The sequence below is a fragment of the Flavobacterium urumqiense genome, assembly GCF_900108015.1.
Lineage (GTDB): Bacteria > Bacteroidota > Bacteroidia > Flavobacteriales > Flavobacteriaceae > Flavobacterium > Flavobacterium urumqiense.
This window is the reverse complement of the sequence record NZ_FNVP01000003.1, coordinates 147,569-165,725: the sequence shown is the minus strand read 5'-3', so window position 1 is coordinate 165,725 and position 18,157 is coordinate 147,569. Positions and strand designations below refer to the sequence as shown.

General features: G+C 31.7%; 18 protein-coding genes. 5 read left to right on the top strand and 13 right to left on the bottom strand.

Going from position 1 to position 18,157, the window contains the following annotated elements; genetic code table 11:
• Positions 1-38: 38 nt before the first annotated feature.
• The 3 genes from C4S35_RS05705 to C4S35_RS16170 form a co-directional block, all read right to left on the bottom strand.
• A complete protein-coding gene (locus tag C4S35_RS05705; RefSeq protein WP_103999254.1) occupies positions 39-623 on the bottom strand; it encodes an RNA polymerase sigma factor in 585 nt (194 codons plus the stop codon).
• A 364-nt stretch (positions 624-987) separates the two neighbouring features.
• On the bottom strand, positions 988-1,182 hold the full coding sequence (locus C4S35_RS05700) for a LamG domain-containing protein (RefSeq protein ID WP_103999253.1): 195 nt from the start codon (positions 1,180-1,182) through the stop codon (positions 988-990).
• 273 nt (positions 1,183-1,455) lie between these two features.
• Positions 1,456-1,584 carry a hypothetical protein gene (locus C4S35_RS16170; RefSeq protein ID WP_279627771.1) on the bottom strand — a complete coding sequence of 43 codons (129 nt, stop codon included), beginning with the start codon at positions 1,582-1,584 and terminating at the stop codon, positions 1,456-1,458.
• Positions 1,585-1,850: 266 nt separating this feature from the next.
• Here C4S35_RS16170 and uvrA point away from each other — a divergent pair, with 266 nt between their 5' ends.
• Positions 1,851-4,646 (top strand): excinuclease ABC subunit UvrA, encoded by a 2,796-nt coding sequence (uvrA, locus tag C4S35_RS05690; protein ID WP_103999394.1) that lies wholly within the window; start codon positions 1,851-1,853, stop codon positions 4,644-4,646.
• Between the two features lie 5 nt (positions 4,647-4,651).
• Here the strand turns inward: uvrA and C4S35_RS05685 are convergent, their stop codons facing one another.
• The 8 genes from C4S35_RS05685 to C4S35_RS05655 all read right to left on the bottom strand — a co-directional run bounded on the left by C4S35_RS05685 (position 4,652) and on the right by C4S35_RS05655 (position 11,831).
• Positions 4,652-4,951, bottom strand: coding sequence for a hypothetical protein (locus C4S35_RS05685; RefSeq protein WP_103999252.1), 300 nt, complete (start codon positions 4,949-4,951; stop codon positions 4,652-4,654).
• Positions 4,952-5,300: 349 nt separating this feature from the next.
• Positions 5,301-6,770 carry a lipopolysaccharide biosynthesis protein gene (locus tag C4S35_RS05680; RefSeq protein WP_103999251.1) on the bottom strand — a complete coding sequence of 490 codons (1,470 nt, stop codon included), beginning with the start codon at positions 6,768-6,770 and terminating at the stop codon, positions 5,301-5,303.
• 50 nt (positions 6,771-6,820) lie between these two features.
• Entirely contained in the window at positions 6,821-8,104 is a 1,284-nt protein-coding gene (locus tag C4S35_RS05675; RefSeq protein WP_103999250.1) for a glycosyltransferase family 4 protein, read from the bottom strand.
• A gap of 240 nt (positions 8,105-8,344) precedes the next feature.
• Positions 8,345-8,632 (bottom strand): hypothetical protein, encoded by a 288-nt coding sequence (locus C4S35_RS05665; RefSeq protein ID WP_103999248.1) that lies wholly within the window; start codon positions 8,630-8,632, stop codon positions 8,345-8,347.
• A gap of 24 nt (positions 8,633-8,656) precedes the next feature.
• The gene (locus tag C4S35_RS16165) at positions 8,657-8,791 is read right to left on the bottom strand and encodes a hypothetical protein (protein ID WP_279627770.1); all 135 of its coding nucleotides are present in this window, start codon (positions 8,789-8,791) and stop codon (positions 8,657-8,659) included.
• Positions 8,792-8,822: 31 nt separating this feature from the next.
• On the bottom strand, positions 8,823-8,987 hold the full coding sequence (locus C4S35_RS15725; protein ID WP_167386512.1) for a hypothetical protein: 165 nt from the start codon (positions 8,985-8,987) through the stop codon (positions 8,823-8,825).
• 54 nt (positions 8,988-9,041) lie between these two features.
• A complete protein-coding gene (locus C4S35_RS05660) occupies positions 9,042-11,456 on the bottom strand; it encodes a YfhO family protein (protein ID WP_103999247.1) in 2,415 nt (804 codons plus the stop codon).
• Between the two features lie 93 nt (positions 11,457-11,549).
• Positions 11,550-11,831: a DUF4834 family protein gene (locus C4S35_RS05655; protein ID WP_103999393.1), complete on the bottom strand. Its 282-nt coding sequence runs from the start codon at positions 11,829-11,831 to the stop codon at positions 11,550-11,552.
• 135 nt (positions 11,832-11,966) lie between these two features.
• On the opposite strand from C4S35_RS05655, the gene C4S35_RS05650 reads away from it, so the two are divergent.
• The gene (locus C4S35_RS05650; protein ID WP_103999246.1) at positions 11,967-12,932 is read left to right on the top strand and encodes a transporter; all 966 of its coding nucleotides are present in this window, start codon (positions 11,967-11,969) and stop codon (positions 12,930-12,932) included.
• Positions 12,933-12,941: 9 nt separating this feature from the next.
• Positions 12,942-14,060: a GTP cyclohydrolase gene (locus C4S35_RS05645; protein ID WP_103999245.1), complete on the top strand. Its 1,119-nt coding sequence runs from the start codon at positions 12,942-12,944 to the stop codon at positions 14,058-14,060.
• Positions 14,061-14,181: 121 nt separating this feature from the next.
• On the opposite strand, the gene C4S35_RS05640 is transcribed toward C4S35_RS05645, so the two are convergent.
• Positions 14,182-14,661, bottom strand: coding sequence for a hypothetical protein (locus C4S35_RS05640; protein WP_103999244.1), 480 nt, complete (start codon positions 14,659-14,661; stop codon positions 14,182-14,184).
• A 115-nt stretch (positions 14,662-14,776) separates the two neighbouring features.
• Positions 14,777-16,039 (bottom strand): cysteate-C-fatty acyltransferase, encoded by a 1,263-nt coding sequence (gene capB / locus C4S35_RS05635; RefSeq protein ID WP_103999243.1) that lies wholly within the window; start codon positions 16,037-16,039, stop codon positions 14,777-14,779.
• 267 nt (positions 16,040-16,306) lie between these two features.
• On the opposite strand from capB, the gene C4S35_RS05630 reads away from it, so the two are divergent.
• Both C4S35_RS05630 and C4S35_RS05625 read left to right on the top strand, forming a co-directional pair.
• Entirely contained in the window at positions 16,307-17,590 is a 1,284-nt protein-coding gene (locus C4S35_RS05630) for a DUF2157 domain-containing protein (protein WP_103999242.1), read from the top strand.
• On the top strand, positions 17,580-18,140 hold the full coding sequence (locus C4S35_RS05625) for a GDYXXLXY domain-containing protein (protein ID WP_103999241.1): 561 nt from the start codon (positions 17,580-17,582) through the stop codon (positions 18,138-18,140). The genes C4S35_RS05630 and C4S35_RS05625 overlap by 11 nt, the downstream gene beginning before the upstream one ends.
• Positions 18,141-18,157: the final 17 nt, after the last annotated feature.

Sequence of the window (18,157 nt, the reverse complement as noted above, 5' to 3'; positions counted from 1 at the left end):
TGTTTTTATATTACAACGGAGCAAATTTCGAATTATTGTTAATTAGTCAAAACAATTTGATGTTTATCGATAACTTTTCTCATATTCATTAATGCATAACGCATTCTACCCAAAGCAGTATTTATACTTACGCCGGTTACCTCTGAAATTTCTTTAAAACTCATGTCCTGATACATCCTCATCACTAAAACTTCTTTTTGATCTACAGGCAATTCTTCAATTAGTCGTTTTATATCCATCTCGACTTGTTCTGAAATTATTTTATTTTCTATCGAAAGCGAATCATCAGACATTATTGAAAAAATAGAAAATTCTTCTGTTTCTCGAAACATTGGCATTTTTTTATTTTTTCGATAATGATCAACTATAAGATTATGTGAAATACGCATTACCCAAGGTAGGAATTTCCCTTCTTCATTATAAGAATTTGATTTTAAAGTTCTAATTACTTTAATAAAAGTATCTTGAAAAATATCATTCGAAATATCTCTATCAGAGATTTTAGAATATATAAAACCATAAATTTTTGATTCGTGTCTTTTGATTAATGCAGCCAAGGCATTTTCATTACCAGAAACATAATCCTGAACCAATAAAGCATCGGGAAGTTGTGTATTAGCCATAGTTATACCTTTTAGTTGTTAATTAAAATTGGAGAAATTTCTCTAAAAAGTAGTGTTATAGTATAGGCTAATATTTATTAGTGTTTTTGTATGCATCAAATTTAGCAAATATTTTTTTTAAGAAGCAAACAAAATTAAGAAAAATTAACATTTAACGCCAAAATCTGTTAAAATTTAAAGTATTACTTTAAGTTAAACAGCTGTTACAAGCGCTATTATAAACTGAAAAATGTATTTTTTCAAAACTAATATTTAAAAGTTGTAAAGAAACACTTCGGAAAATCTATTTAACAAGAAATGTCACAATAATATAAAATCGAAGTGAAATTATCTTAAAATCTGCCAAAAAACACTCTTAAAAACCTTATTTATAAACACTTACATAATCTACAATGAAATCTTTTGGGAAAATGTCATCATCAACTTTAGGGCCTCCAAAATTGGCTCCAATAACCATATTAATAATAAAATAAAATGGTTGATTGAAAGGCCAAGTATTTTCTTTTTTATCCATCGGATTAAAAGTGTAAACTGATATGTCATCTACAAAAAAGTCCATTTTGCCTTTTGACTAATCCAACGCATATACATGAAAACCTTTTTCAATATCTAAAATTTTGTTTTCTTGGTATTACTATGCTGTTTTTGAATCATAAATATAAATTCTGTTTAATGATTGGAAAATAACCCATTGATCGTAATTTAATATGTTCCAAAACTGCTCATCATCAAGAATTTTATTTTTTATGGTATTACTCAAGGAAGTATATTTCAATTTCCCATTGGTTTGTCTTTTCCAAAAACCAAATACCATGCAACATCCAGTGTAAACCTAGTTTCCAATCACTTTAACAGAACGAACAATAGTTTCGTTTGGCGATGGATACAATTCCCTATTAGCACCATTAAACTCTGATAGTCCCTCGTTTTTAGCAAAGAAAACATAATGTTGTTGGAACATATTTTACAATTGCAGGCAACTCTTGAGAAAAAAGAGAACTGCATAGTACAAAAAATAAAACGTATAATTTCGTTTTCAATTGAATAGAGATATTAATTTATTTCAAAAAATAATCTTAAAAATACTGTTTTTATAATTACAGAGAATATTTAAAATTTTAGTGCTGTTTACATTCTTAAAAATCTTTTTATTAGCTAAAATTTGTGATTGGTTCAATGCCATTACTCCGTTGGAAATTGATTACTTTTGTGAAAATTATTGTTGTTATGCAAGTTGACCTATCTACGTTAGATCCAAAGAAAAATATCATCATAAAAGGGGCACAAGTACATAACTTAAAGAATGTAGATGTTGCGATTCCCCGAAATAAATTAGTGGTTATTACCGGGCTTTCGGGTTCTGGAAAATCAAGTTTGGCTTTTGATACTCTGTATGCCGAAGGGCAACGCCGTTATGTAGAAAGTTTATCATCCTATGCAAGACAATTCCTTGGCAGATTAGACAAACCAAAAGTAGAATACATTAAAGGAATTGCACCGGCAATTGCGATCGAACAAAAAGTAAACACCACAAATGCTCGTTCTACAGTAGGAACTTCGACAGAAATTTACGATTATATAAAATTGCTATTTGCTAGAATCGGAAGAACTTATTCTCCAATTTCTGGGCGGGAAGTAAAAAAAAATACGGTGACTGATGTTGTCTCTGAAGTAAAAAGCTTTGAAATAGAAAGCAAGTGGCTACTCCTCGCACCTATTCACTTAGAAGAAGGAAGAAAACTGGAAGACAAACTAAAAGTACTTTTACAACAAGGATTTGCCCGAATCTTAGTTAATAATGAAATGGTTCGCTTAGACGATTTACCGGATTCATTACATAAAAAAGAAATATTTTTAATTATTGATCGAATTGTTGTCAATCCCGAAACTTCTGGAGAAGAAGAATTCTACAATCGTCTAGCCGATGCGGTACAAACTGCTTTTTTTGAAGGAAAGGGAATTTGTTATTTGCAAGAATTAAATTCGGATAAAAGATATTCTTATTCCAATAATTTTGAACTTGATGGCATTACTTTCTTGGAACCAAACGTTCATTTATTTAGTTTCAATAATCCTTATGGAGCCTGCCCAGTTTGTGAAGGTTACGGAAATATTATAGGAATTGATGCCGAGTTGGTAGTCCCAAACACTACTTTATCGATTTATGAAAACGCTATTTTTCCTTGGCGTGGTGAGAGCATGAGTTGGTTTCGAGATGAATTAGTAAACAACGCTTACAAGTTTGATTTTCCTATTCATAAACCTTTCTATCAATTATCAGAGGATCAAAAAGAATTGATTTGGAATGGGAATGAGTATTTCCAAGGATTAAATAGTTTCTTTAAAGAATTAGAAGAAAAAAATTATAAAATACAAAACCGAGTAATGCTTTCTCGCTACCGTGGAAAAACTAAATGCTATTCCTGCAAGGGAAAACGCCTTCGGATGGAGGCTTCTTATGTGAAAATTAATTCTAAAACTGTTTCTGATTTAGTTGATCTACCTATTAAGCATCTCGTTCGCTTCTTTGAAAACATCAATTTAGATGTTTACGAGAAGCAAATTGCCAAACGTTTATTGGTAGAAATAAATAATCGTTTATCGTTTTTAACGGAAGTTGGTTTGGATTATCTTACTTTAAATAGAAATTCAGCAACACTTTCAGGAGGAGAATCTCAACGCATCAATTTAGCCACTTCACTGGGAAGTAGTTTAGTAGGATCAATGTATATTCTTGACGAACCAAGTATTGGTTTACACCCAAAAGATACAGAACGTTTGATAAAAGTCTTATTATCGCTACGTGATTTAGGCAATACAGTTATTGTGGTTGAGCACGATGAAGACATTATGAAAGCTGCAGATATGATTATTGATATTGGCCCGGAAGCTGGAACATTAGGTGGTAATTTAGTCGCTCAAGGTACGTATGATGAAATATTAAAATCGACTTCGCTCACAGCAAAATATTTAAATGGTGATTTAGAAATTACGGTTCCAAAAAAACGAAGACCTTTCAAAAACTTTATCGAAATAAAAGGTGCTCGAGAAAACAATCTGCAAAATTTAGATGTTACTTTTCCATTGGATGTATTAACTGTAATCACTGGAGTTTCGGGAAGCGGAAAAAGTACGCTTGTCAAGAAAATTTTGTTCCCGGCAATGCAAAAAAAACTCGATAATGTAGGAGAAAAGGCTGGTCAATTTACTGAAATGTCAGGCTCATTCGCGCAAATTAAGCATATTGAATATGTAGATCAAAATCCTATAGGAAGAAGTTCCCGTTCTAATCCGGTGACTTATATCAAGGCCTATGACGACATCAGGGAATTGTATGCCAAAGAAAAATTATCAAAAATAAGGGGTTATCAAGCCAAACATTTTTCTTTTAATGTAGATGGCGGAAGGTGTGAAACCTGTAAGGGAGAAGGTTCTATAAACGTAGAAATGGTTTTCATGGCAGATGTCCAGTTGCCTTGTGAAACCTGTAATGGAAAACGATTTAAAAAAGAAGTTTTGGAAGTTGCTTTTGAAGGCAAAAACATAAACGATATTCTAACCATGACTGTTGATGATTCTATTGCTTTTTTCACAGCTCATAAGCAAAATAAAATCATTCAAAAATTGCAGCCGCTTCAAGATGTTGGACTGGGATATGTGCAATTAGGACAATCCTCTTCTACTCTTTCCGGTGGAGAAGCACAACGTATAAAACTCGCTTCATTCTTGGTAAAAGGAGCAACAAAAGACAAAGCACTTTTTGTTTTTGACGAACCTACAACAGGATTGCATTTTCATGACATTAAGAAACTATTAGCTTCATTTGATGCTTTGATAGAAAAAGGACATTCAATAATTGTTATTGAACACAACCTTGATCTGATAAAATGTGCCGATTGGATTATTGATTTAGGGCCAGAAGGCGGCGAAAATGGCGGGAAATTATTGGCTGTGGGAACTCCTGAACAAATTGTAAAAATAAGGGAATCTGTAACCGGAAAATATCTTAAAGAAAAAATATAAAAGCCCTATCCGATATAACAGTTTTCTTCAAAGGTGTTTCCATCTTCATCGATCGCAATTAATATCTTTTTTCCTTTGGATGATACGCAAGTCTGATAAATCCACGGTATTGTCCACAATCCTAATGTAATGCAACATATTAGAAAATTAAAACCATGGTCTACTGCTATAGCATCTTTTGACAAAACGGCAAATGGCAATTTATCATTTCTTTCTTCAATTACAAATCCATTGCTAATTTTATTCGCAATAATATTTGAATATTTTTGTAAATTATCTTCGTTTGAAATTTGAGAAATGACCATAATTATTATTTTTATTGTGGCTAATTAATTTTATTTTTAAATAAGTCTAGACTAATAATTAATCACAAATTTAAGGGTTTCATATAATTCGTACAATACCCACTTTTAGTGATTTTTCAATTATTTTCAAACAAATTAATATTTCTAAAAGTAAGTTAGATTGCAAATATATTTTTAAAATTGTTCTCAAATATTACATAATAATTGGATAGTTTTATAAAATTCACACTTTTAAAAAATAAATTATCTAAAAATTTCCTAATTGGACTTATGAATTTCGCAATTATTGGTACTGAAATGATTACTAAAAAATATTTTGATTGTGTCGGCTTAATTTGAATCAATCAGGTTACTTTATTTTTAGTTTTTTTAAAATAGTATCTAAGACTTGGTTTATTTCGATCGAGATAGCAAATTTATAATTGATATAAACATACAAAATAGTCACTAAAACAGATTTGATAGCAATAGAGATAATCGGATGAAAAGGGAACTCCCAGAAATAAAACAAAAGAAATAATAGCAATGTTATCACAAGAGAATAGAACGTTTGACTGGTAAAAGGATACAAATGCAAACGCTTGACTACAAAAAGTAATTTAGCCAAACTGTATAATGTAATTGACAGTAAAGTAGCAAAAGCGGAACCTATAATACCATATATTGGGATAAAAATCATATTTAATCCTATTGCAATAATTACTAATAAAACACCTAAAAACAAAACCGTCCGGTAATATTTTGTATTGAAAATAATTGCATTATTATTACCCAATATCAATTCAAAATATTTTGATAAACCAATCATAAAAACAACCACAACTCCTTCTACATAATCATGCAATTGAGGCATTTCATATAATTTATTGATATTTACAAAAATACCCAACATTACCAAGCCACCTACTACTTGCAGATTAATAGAGGTTTTTTTGTAAAGGTCATTGAGCTCTTCTTGTTTATTTTCATGCATCAATCGTGCAGTAATAGGGTAAACTATTTGATGCATGGCACGACTTGGAACCGATATTACTAATGCAATGAAAGTTGCTATTGAATAAAAGGCAATATTATCAATAATCATATATTGGTTAAGCATGATTTTATCTCCATCCAAAAGTAAATTGGCGACACTTCCCGACAAAATAATATAAAAAGTATATACCAATATATCTTTTGTTTTTTCCGGTATCGTGAACTGAAAATTGGGTTTCTGGATACTAAATGCATATAGCATAGTTACCAAAAATGCCAAGAAATACAAGGCAGCTGTTGCATAAACAAACCCTTCCACAGTAATCCAATTGTAATAAACTCCAATTAATAAGAATAACGAAAACAGTCGCAAACCAACTTCTTTAATGAAATTACCAAAAACGGAGTGCATGTGTACTCGTAACCAAGCATAAAAAATTTCGAAATACGCCATACATAATCCTATAAATGGTATCAACCAAATATAATTTTTGACAATTGGATTCTTTTTGGATAAAAAGAATAAAATCTCATCATAAAAGAAAACTCCAATTAACAACATCGGAATTATTAACAACAAAGGGAATAAAACAGTAAAGGATAAAAAACGTGATTTTTCCTCTTCGGTTTGATGTTGAGAATAAAATTTCACTAGCGTATTTTGCATTCCAATTGCAAATAATGGCATAATGACATTCGCACAAGAAGTTATGTAATTTGTTAAACCATAAAAAGTTGCTCCAAGAAAAACAGGATACAAATAAATAGTGTTTATCCCGCCAATTCCAAATCCAATATAAGTTATTACGGTGTTCTTTAAGGACTGATTTAATACTATTCCCATTTTAGGAGTTTAATGTTTTTATGTTTAAAGTTGTAATAACTCGGACTTTTTTAATTTATCAATTGTGATAACTCTTTGGTAAGGTTTCTTCTGGAATAACGTTGCAAACCAACTCCATTTGATTGAAGTTTGCCTTGCAAAAACTGATTATAGAAATCCAAAATTACACTTTTTAATCTCATTTTTTCAGAATACTTAAAGAACACACCGGTATTGGTAGTCGTTATGATGTCGGCAAAATCAGAATCCTTTGGACCAATGGCAATAATGGGTCTGTTAGAAACCATATATTCGAATAATTTTCCTGGAATTATGCTTTTGGTGTCTTTAGAATCGATTTCAATAAGCAACAAAACTTGCGATTTTCTTTGGTGTGCAATCGCTTCCTCATGCGAAACATAACCCAAATTATTCAAACAGGAATTTAGTTTAAATTGCGAAATGGTTTCTAAAACTTCTTGGCTTACTGCTCCAATCAATTTGATTTCCAAATGCGATTTGAAATCAGGAATTTCATTAATTAATTCGACTAAACTTTGCCATAAGATACTAGGATTTCTTTCTGAAAGAAAAGAACCAATGTGTGCCAAACTAAATTTCGTATCCAAAATTTGCTTCTCTACATTCTCATCATCATAACCATTGGTAATTACCGCAATGGGCTTGCCTGTGATCGCTTCAAACTCCTTTTTCGTAGTTTTACTTGTCACGATAATTGTATCGGCAGTATTCAAAACCTGATGCTCTAACGTTTTGTGCTTTTTGGCCGCATAATTAGACAATCGTAATGATTTATGATACCCAATAGTTGTCCAAGGATCACGGAAATCAGCAAACCATTTTATATTTAATTTTTGTTTTAATTCTAATCCAATGAGATGCAGACTGTGTGGCGGCCCCGAAGTGATAACCGTATCAATATTATTTTCTTGAATATATTTTTCTAAATAAGAAACCGATGGTTTCACCCAGAAAACACGCGCATCAGGGATAAACAAATTTCCTCTTATCCAAAGGAATGTTTTATCCAGAAAAGATTGCTTTTTTTGATTTGGGATAATCCCGGAACTAATTTTCTTAGTTTTATTCTTCGAAAAAAAAGAAGCCAGTTGATAGGGTTCAAATATCTTCTGTTTTAGAATAATCGCTTTATCTGAAACTTCTTTAAACAAATTTTTATCAACAATTGGATAGGTCGGATTTTCCGGAATATACACAATCGGCTGAATTCCAAAATCAGGTAAATACTTTACGAATTTTAACCAACGTTGTACGCCAGGTCCTCCAGCCGGTGGCCAATAATAGGTAATGATTAGTATTTTTTTTTGTTCCAAGTTTAAGGATTTAATTTAATTGATTTTAAATTATTTAAAAACAATCTACTATTTTTATATACCCCTCTTAAAGTAAAAAATAAAGGCACCATAAAAACAAGCATAAAATTAGTTATCTTAAATTTAATGATAGTAGCTTCATGTGAAGCAATCATAGCTCCAAGAATAATCCCTAAAAGAAAAAGCCAAGGCAGTATATTTTGAAATGATTTAAAACGAGAGAGCTCCTTCATAATTCTATTAAATGTTTTTATTGTTTAGTTTCTCCAACTCTTCAATATCAAGTTGGTCCTTTAGTCTGTTGGCTGCTTTTTTTGCAATAATCAAATTATCATAATCAATAAGAAAGACTGGAATTCCATCTATATCTATGATATTTGCTTTTTCTAAAAGTGTTGCAAAAGGCTGATTTTCTACACCTTTAACAGAAGTCATAATATCCAATCTAAAATTAATATTTAGAGTGAAATCTGTCCAACCCGGAATAAATTGCATCGTTTTTATACTTTCAAAATCGCCTAATCCCATTTTTGTAAAGGCTTTTCTTAAATTTTAACGATTAGCAATTGTATCTTCTATGAAAATATCAATATCTCCTGTATTTATTCCGTAGCCATAAATATTGACTGCAAATCCACAGATGTTAAGATAGTTTACATTTATTTTATGACAAGTACTTCCAAACATCTATTATTTGTTTGTGTATATCCATTTCAAATTATTTTGATTTTGAATATTTTTTTGCCGATTTTAGTATGCATGAAAGTTCTATTATTGCAATCAATTTTTCAAAACGTTGTTGATAGGTCAAATGTCTTATTTCTTCAATATATCTTGCTTCCATTAGTATTGGAGGTGCGTGATTTAATTTGACTTTGCCCATTACATTTAAAAATTTAGAATCCGTTTGAAATTACATCAAAATTACAAATAAATATTAGACAGTTAACGTCTTTTTCTTCCTTTCAAAATAAATCCCGCCAAACAAAAGCAACAACATTCCGGCCGAACTAATTAAAGTAATCGCACTTCCTGTTTTGATAACTTCAGGCTCGAATTTGAATTCTACCGCATGTTTTCCTGCTGGAATTCGCAATCCTCTTAAAACATAATTCACACGAATGTGATCTATCTTTTTTCCATCGATAGAAGCGTTCCAACCTTTTCCATAATACATTTCGGAGAAAACAGCAAAACCTTCATTGGCATTATTGGAAGTATATTTCAAATGATTCGGTTTATATGAATTTAAAGTTATGGTTGCCAGACTATCTTTGGCGAAAGCCTTATTTTTAACTTTAAAGTCTTTGCTATTTACGATCGCTACATTTTTAGAATCCAAACTATCCAAAGCTTTCATTTCTTCATCAGCGGAATTCACTAATTTTACTTGGCTCACAAACCATGCGTTTCCATTGACATTAGGATTCGAAGTTGGAAATTCCTTTCCTTCTTTATCCGTTTGAATAACGTACTTCACATCCAACATATTAAGGATTTCCATATTGTTTTTAGCAATTTGGTAATCGAATAATTGTTGCATTCTTCGCGGTCGCACCGCACTATATCCTCCAATAGATTTATGAAAATAGGAAGATCTGGCGTTTAATAAACCGTTTACTTCAAAAACACGATAATTTGTAGTGTCTTTTAAAATTTGAGTATCTGAAGGGCTTTCCTGAAAAGGTACTTCGACCTCACGTCCAGAAACAAAATCTTTAGCGGAAACATATTTTTTATCGACAAAAAACAAGTCGAAAATCATCAATAAACCAACTAGAATTACAGTTGTATTCTGAGCTAATTTATTCTTTATAAACATCCATAAAATACCCGAAGAAAGTAAGATAAAGAAACCAGAACGCAACAAATCAGCACTAAACAAACTTTTTCGGTCTTCTTTAAGCGCATCTACAAAATCGGGACCGTAACTTTTAAGAAAATAGCTATCACTACCTCCAGAAAAACTGAACATCCCTTTGAATAAAAACAAAATTACAAGTGTTCCAACACCTATTGCAGCAGTTTGCCATAAAGCTTGTAATTGATCTTCTTTTTCAGATTTCATAAAAGATTGCAATCCCATTATCGCTAAAACTGGAAAACATAATTCTAAAACTACCTGAATAGATGAAACTGCTCTAAACTTATCGTACATCGGAATATAATCTATAAAAAAGTCCGTCAACGCCGGGAAATTTTTACCCCAAGAAAGTACTAAAGCCAGTATTGCTCCCGAAAGAAATACATATTTGATTTTTCGTTTATCAATAAACAAAGCTAAAATTCCCAAGAAAAAAACTATTGCTCCAATGTAAGCAGGTGCAGCCACAATAGGCTGATCTCCCCAATAAGTTGGCATTCCAGAAACAAAATCGTTTGCCTGTGCTTCTGGCACGCCTTGACCAATCATGAAATCGTACATCTTACTGTCTTTTCCCAGTGCTTCATTATTTGAACCTCCAAAAATTCTGGGCGCAATAAGATTAAAACTTTCGGCTATTCCGTAACTGTATTCCGTGATATATTCTTTGCTCATGGCACTATTGCCAATGATTTTTGATCCGTCAGGGTTGAAAGTCAATTCGCTTTTTCCGCGTATGCTAAAATTGGCATATTCAGTTGTCGCCAATAAATTAGTAGCATTGGCTCCAATGGCAAAAATTCCTGCAACTACTAAAACTCCAAAAGAATAAAACATCGACTTGTACTGTTTTTCTTTGAAATCCTGATAAATAAAATAACCAGAAAGTATCAATAAGAAAATTAGCAGATAATATGTCATTTGAAAATGATTGGCATTAACTTCTAATGCCACAGCAAACATTGTAATTAGGCCCCCTAAAACATACTTTTTTCTAAAAACCAGTATAAAACCAGCAATAACAAGTGGCATATAAGCAATCGCATGCGCTTTGGCATTATGACCAACGCCCAAGATTACAATTAAATAAGTAGAAAAACCAAAAGCCAAAGCACCAAAAAAGGCTTTCAAAGGATCAATCTTCAACACTAATAATAATCCGTAAAAACCAAGAAAGTAAAGGAATAAATAATCAGCAGGACGCGGTAAAAAACGCAATACGTCGTCAATCATTCCAATATAATCGTGCGGGTACTTCGCCCCTAATTGATAGGTTGGCATTCCTCCGAAAGCAGCGTTTGTCCAATAGGGTTCTATATGATCTGAGGCTCTAAAATCGTTTTGCTCTTTGGCCATTCCGGTATATTGAACAATATCCGATTGAAAAATTTGCTTTCCTTGTAAAACAGGATAAAAATAAATAAGAGAAATGAGTACAAAACCAAGTATGGCTAGAGCGTGCGGATAGAACTTATTAAGAATTTTCATTAAAAAAGTTTAGAGTTTAAAGTTTATCATTTGATTTGGAAAACTCGAATAAAATCAGATTTTGGTCAACCAAGTAAACCATCTGGTGCAAACTTAATCAATTTCTTCATAATCCACATAATCTCCTACTTTTTTGGTCTCGCGAGGATTTTTAGAACTTGCATTGTCGTAAATGACTTCATCCTTACTTTTCGTTTTGTTCCAAGAGTTGTCTTGCGAGTATTGTTGCTGTTTCTGAAAGTTCTCTCCTGCTTTCTGCACTACTTTTTTAACCAACAGAGGCAAAAATAATTTTGCCAAAAATTTAAAAATATAATAGAAAGCTATTATGTAAAAGATGGTTTCTATAAATCCTGTAAAAGAGGCTGTTTGCATAATCAAAATATTTTTTTCCAAAATTAATAAATTCATCCCGAACCTTCGGGACAAAAGTGAAATATCATTCTTAAATAAATGATAAAATATAGTACATTTGAAATGCGTTTTTACTTTTAACTTCAAAAAAATAATATGATGAAAATCAAAATCTTATTTGTCGCTGCTATTTTTATGATTCCGTTTGTTCAATATGGCCAACATACTGACCAAATTAATTCAAATAGACCAGGTGAAACGATGTCCGCTTTTGCGGTAGGGAAAAAAGTAATTCAAGTTGAAACAGGCATATATGGCATAAAAGAAAAACATAGTTTATTAAATTATGATGCCAATGGTTTAGGACTGGATTTAACTTTACGATATGGCTTTTTTCTTGAAAAATTAGAATTAATCGCCGATTTACAATACCAAAATGAAACATTCACAACACCTTTAAGCAGTGTCAAAAAATCAGCTTTAAAGCAAACTGTTTTGGGAGCAAAATATTTGATTTATGATCCATTCAAAAATTATGAGAAAAAAGTAAATGTATACAGCTGGAAAGCGAATCAATCGTTCAATTGGCATCAATTAATTCCTGCAGTTTCTGTTTTTGCAGGCGCCAATTTTACAATGGCTGACAATCCATACTCTTTTTCTCCAGATGCTAATATTTCTCCAAAAATCATGTTGATTACCCAAAATCATTTAGGAAATGGAACATGGGTTTTTGTAACCAATATTATTGCCGATTATGTAACAACTGACTATCCAAGCTATGGTTATGTAGTAACTTTAACAAAAGGATTCAATGATAAATGGTCTGGGTTCATAGAAAATCAAGGATTCAAAAGCGATTTTTACAGCGATGCGATCGTTAGAGGTGGTGCCGCTTATTTGTTGAATAAAGACATGCAAATTGATGCATCTATAAGTACAAGCCTGAAAGAAACACCTTCTATACTTTATGGAGGTGTTGGTTTTTCTTGGCGCTATGATACTAATTATCAAGAAGTAAGAATGGACCTTGATAAAGGAGGAAACAAAAAATCTAAGTCAGTAAAAAAAGCAGAGAAAAAAAATAAAAAACGAAAAGACGAAATAGAAAATACATTATAAAATTCTACAATGATTACAATAAAAGAAGCTAAAACAAAAAGTGAATTAACGGATTTCATCAAATTCCCTTTTTCTTTATATAAAAATAATAAAAACTGGGTTCCTCCATTAATTGCAGATGAACTCGAAAGTTTTGACAAAACAAAAAACCCTGCTTTCGAAAATGCCGAAGCCTATTTTTACATCGCCTATAAAGACAACAAAATTGTAGGAAGGATTGCTGCTATCATCAATTGGAAGGAAGTAAATGACCAACAAAAAAAGAAAGTGCGTTTCGGTTGGTTTGATGTTATAGATGATATTGAAGTCACCAAAGCATTACTTGAAAAAGCAAACGAATTAGGACGAAAAAATAATTTAGAATACGTTGAAGGTCCAATGGGATTTTCTAACTTGGATAAAGTTGGAGTTCTTACCGAAGGTTTTGACGAAATGGGAACGATGATTACGTGGTACAATCATCCGTATTATGCCACTCATTTTGAACAGTTGGGTTACTTTAAAGAGAAAGAATACATTGAAAGTAAATTTCCTTTTTCAAATGTAAAACCGGAATTTTTTGAAAAAGCGAATGAATTGGTAAAAAGAAGATACCACTTGAGTCCGCTAAATTTTAAAACCACCAAAGAAGTAATGCCTCATGTAGATAAAATGTTCGATTTATTCAACAAATCGTATGCTTCCTTGTCTTCCTTTGTAGCTATTTCAGATACAGAAAAAGAATATTTCAAGAAAAAGTACATCAGTTTCATTAATCCAGAATTCATCAAATTTGTGGAAGATAAAGACCATAATATTGTTGCTTTTAGTATAGTGATGCCTTCTTTTTCGGAAGCTTTACAAAAAACGAAAGGAAAATTATTCCCTTTTGGATTCCTGCATTTGCTGAAAGCAAAAAAACAAAGTAAAGATGTGCTCTTCTATCTTATTGGTGTTTTACCAGAATATCAAAACAAAGCAGTAACAGCAATTATTTTTAAGGAATATTACGAAACTTTCAGAGAAAAAGGGATTATAAATTGCTTCAGAACTCCTGAATTGGCTGACAATTTAGCTATTCATAACTTATGGAAACATTTTAATACCGTTGTACATAAAAGAAGATGCACCTATCGTAAAGAATTATAATTATCAAATCCCATTTATAGAAATTGGTTTCAATATAATACTAAAAAAATCCATCTTCGGTAGATGGATTTTTAGTTTTTAATGCTTATCAATTTATAATTTTGTAAATAAATATTTAAAATTACAGTTTGCAATCCACTTTTGATAATACAGTTTTTCCGTCAAATTTTAATTGTTTCGGATCTTTAAACATTATTTTTCCTTTATTATCATCAACAACATCGCCATAACCTTCAACATACGCATTTCCCTTTTTCAAGAAAGCAACTTGTCGCACGGATGAAACGCCCTCAGACATAAAAGTATAATCCGCAATAAGCGTATCACCTCTTACTTCCCCAACAAGTGTTCCTTCGTTTTTATCTTTTTCATAGAATTTATAACTCAATTTCCCTTTTGTTACTTCGTTTCCTTTAATAGTCAAATTCATTAAAATAGTATCATTTTTAACATTACCACTATAACATTCATCGGAAACTGTTTCTTCAATAACTATTTTTTCCGATGCATCCGGTATCGTTTCTACTTGTTTTTCTTTCTCTTTTTTACACGAAACCAGAACGCTCATAAACACGAAACCTGCTACAATTACTTTTTTCATATTTTTTTATTTACCAATTGATTTAATAAATATACGGCATTCATATTGAATTCAATCCAAAAAAAAATCCATCAACAAAAGCTGATGGATTTTCTATGTAAAATTAAACAGAGAACTACGCGTCTAAATCAACAGTAGTTCGTGCTGCAATCTCTTTATAAGTACCATTTTCTAATTTCTCACGAATCGCTTCAAAAGCAACCAATGTTTCATCAATATCAGATAAAGTATGTGAAGTTGTAGGTATCATTCTCAACAAAATAATTCCTTTTGGAATCACAGGATAAATTACAATTGATAAGAAAATACCGTAATTTTCTCTTAAATCATTCACCATAACCATTGCTTCCGGCACACTTCCTTCAAGGTAAACTGGTGTAACACATGTGTTAGTATCTCCAATATTGAAATTTCTCGATTTCAAGCCGTTTTGCAACGCATTTACATTCTCCCAAAGTTTATCTTTCAATTCTGGGTGATTACGCAACAATTCCAATCGTTTCAAAGAACCAATTGTCTGAATCATTGGTAACGATTTGGCAAACATTTGCGAACGCATATTATATTTTAGGTAATCGATAATGTCTTTATCAGCAGCTACAAAAGCACCAATATTAGCCATTGATTTCGCAAAAGTCGAAAAATAAACATCAATATCATCCTGAACACCTTGCTCCTCGCCTGCTCCGGCTCCTGTTTCTCCAAGTGTTCCAAAACCATGTGCATCATCTACCAGCAAACGGAAATTATATTTTTGCTTCATCGCAACAATCTCTTTCAATTTTCCTTGTTGCCCGCGCATTCCAAAAACTCCTTCAGTAATAAAAAGTATTCCTCCACCATTTTCATCCGCTAATTTTGTAGCACGTTGTAGGTTTTTCTCCATGCTTTCAATATCGTTATGACGGTATGTAAAACGTTTCCCCACGTGCAAACGAACACCATCAATAATACAAGCATGTGCATCAACATCGTATACAATTACATCATTTTTGGTAACCAAAGCATCAATAATAGACACCATTCCTTGGTAACCAAAATTCAATAAATAAGCTGATTCTTTTATTACAAAAGCAGCCAATTCATTCTCTAATTGTTCATGATATTTAGTTTGCCCACTCATCATTCGGGCTCCCATTGGGTAAGCCGCTCCGTATTGAATTGCCGCATCGGTATCTGCCTGACGCACTTCCGGGTGATTTGCAAGACCTAAATAGTCATTCAAACTCCAGTTCAAAATATCTTTTCCACCAAACTGCATTCTTGGACCCAATTCACCTTCTAATTTAGGAAAAACAAAATAACCTTCCGCTTGTGAAGCCCATTTTCCTAATGGTCCTTTATTGTTTTGAATCCTTTCGAATAAATCTTTTACCATAATATATCAAGTAATAATTTTAATTTTAAGCAGTTGCAAAAATAATTATTTAAATTTTATAAAGGTATTGAAAGCGAATTTATTTTTCAGGGTTTATTCTCATGAGTATCAAGAGCTATTTCCTGCTCTGCACTGTATCTTTTGTGCTGTCTAAAAAGATTGCTTCGTTCCTCGCAATGACAGCACAAAAGGATGCCGTTTCGATCAGGGCTAAAAAACGATTGCGATGATAAACTTTGTATATTTGAAACATACAAAAGATAGTTTATGTCTGACAAAATTACAAACGAACTGCAAAAACTACTCAAAGCCAATGTAGTTACAGAGGAAACCGCCAAAAAAATCCAGCAGTACTTCGACGAAAAACAGGAAGGAGACCAAAACAAACTCTCTTCCGTTTTTGCAATAGTAGGAGCAATCCTTGTTGGACTTGGAATAATTCTTGTTTTTGCACACAATTGGGATACTCTTTCCCGCTTAACCAAAACGTTACTATCGTTCCTTCCGCTCCTCATTGGCCAATTATTTTGTGGGTATTCCATATTAAAAAAACCAGAAAGTCCTACTTGGCGAGAAAGTTCTGCCGTTACTTTATTTTTTGCTGTCGGGTCTAGTATAGCATTAATCGCTCAAGTCTATAACATTCCCGGAGATTTAAATTCGTTTTTAATGATCTGGATGCTTTTGTGCTTGCCATTGGTTTATCTACTAAAATCGTCAGTAGTTTCCCTGTTATACCTTACAGGAATTACTTATTACGGTTGTAATGCAAATTATTTTACCTATCCAAGTCTACAATCTTACTACTATTGGTTGCTACTTTTAGGAATTGCTCCACATTATTATAAACTTTTGAAAACCAAAGCTAACAGCAATTTTACCCTATTTTACAACTGGTTTATAGCCTTGTCAATAGTTATTTGCTTAGGTACGATTGCTCATAAAAACGAGAATTTAATGACATTGAGCTATATGAGTTTGTTTACCATATGCTATTTTATTGGTCAAACGCCATTCTTCGAAAAGCAAAAATTAAAAAACAACAGCTTTCTCATTTTTGGAAAATTAGGAATATTATATCTTTTGTTGCTTTACAGTTTTAGATGGTTTTGGGATAAATTCATTTACAATACGGCTTCTTTATCGGAAACATTTTTTTCTTTAGAATTTATAATTGTTTTACTCCTGACATTTTTCGCTGGTTTATTATTTTACAAGAAAAACAGCAAAACAAATTTTAAAAAGATTTCCATTTTGGAACTTGCTTTCCTTACCAATATTCTCTTTTTCATTCCTGGCTATGAATTTTCTATTATGGCAAACGGAATCGTATTAGCAATAGGAATTTCGGAAATTAAACGTGGAAATAAATTAAACCATTTAGGAATACTAAATTTTGGTTTATTACTCATTACCATTCTTATAACTTGTCGCTTTTTTGATACTGATTTGAGTTTTGTAATCAGAGGGATTTTATTTATTACAATCGGTTTAGGGTTTTTCTTAACTAACTATCTAATGTTCAAAAAAAGAAATAGAAATGAAAAATAAGAAAAACAAACTTCTATTATTTGCATTAGTTGTTTTGGCACAATTGTATGTTCCTTTACAAATGATATTCAATCAGGAAAACATCATAAATACCGGAATTGAATTCAAATTTCAAACAGCTCCAATAGATCCTTATGATGCTTTTAGAGGAAAATACATTACACTATTCTTCAAAGAAAGTGAAATTACGGTAAAAAATGCTGAAAAATATACTAACGGAGAAACTATTTTTGCAACAATTAGTACAACTAAAAATGGCTTTGCAAAAGTCATTTCCATTTCTAAATGCAAACCAGAAAATACTGATTCCTACCTTAAATTAAAGGTTGGATTTTCCCTTAATAATGATAAAATAGCCATAAATTTGCCTTTTAATCGGTTTTATATGAATGAGAACATAGCGTCAAAAGCCGAAAAAATTTATCGCGAATCTTCAATTAAAAAGAAGAATGAAACTTATGCTTTAGTTGCTATAAAAAACGGAGAAGCCGTCATCAAAGATGTTCGAATCAACGAAGTTTCTATTAAAGATTTGGCAAACAAAAAATAAAGAAATATCAATTTAAA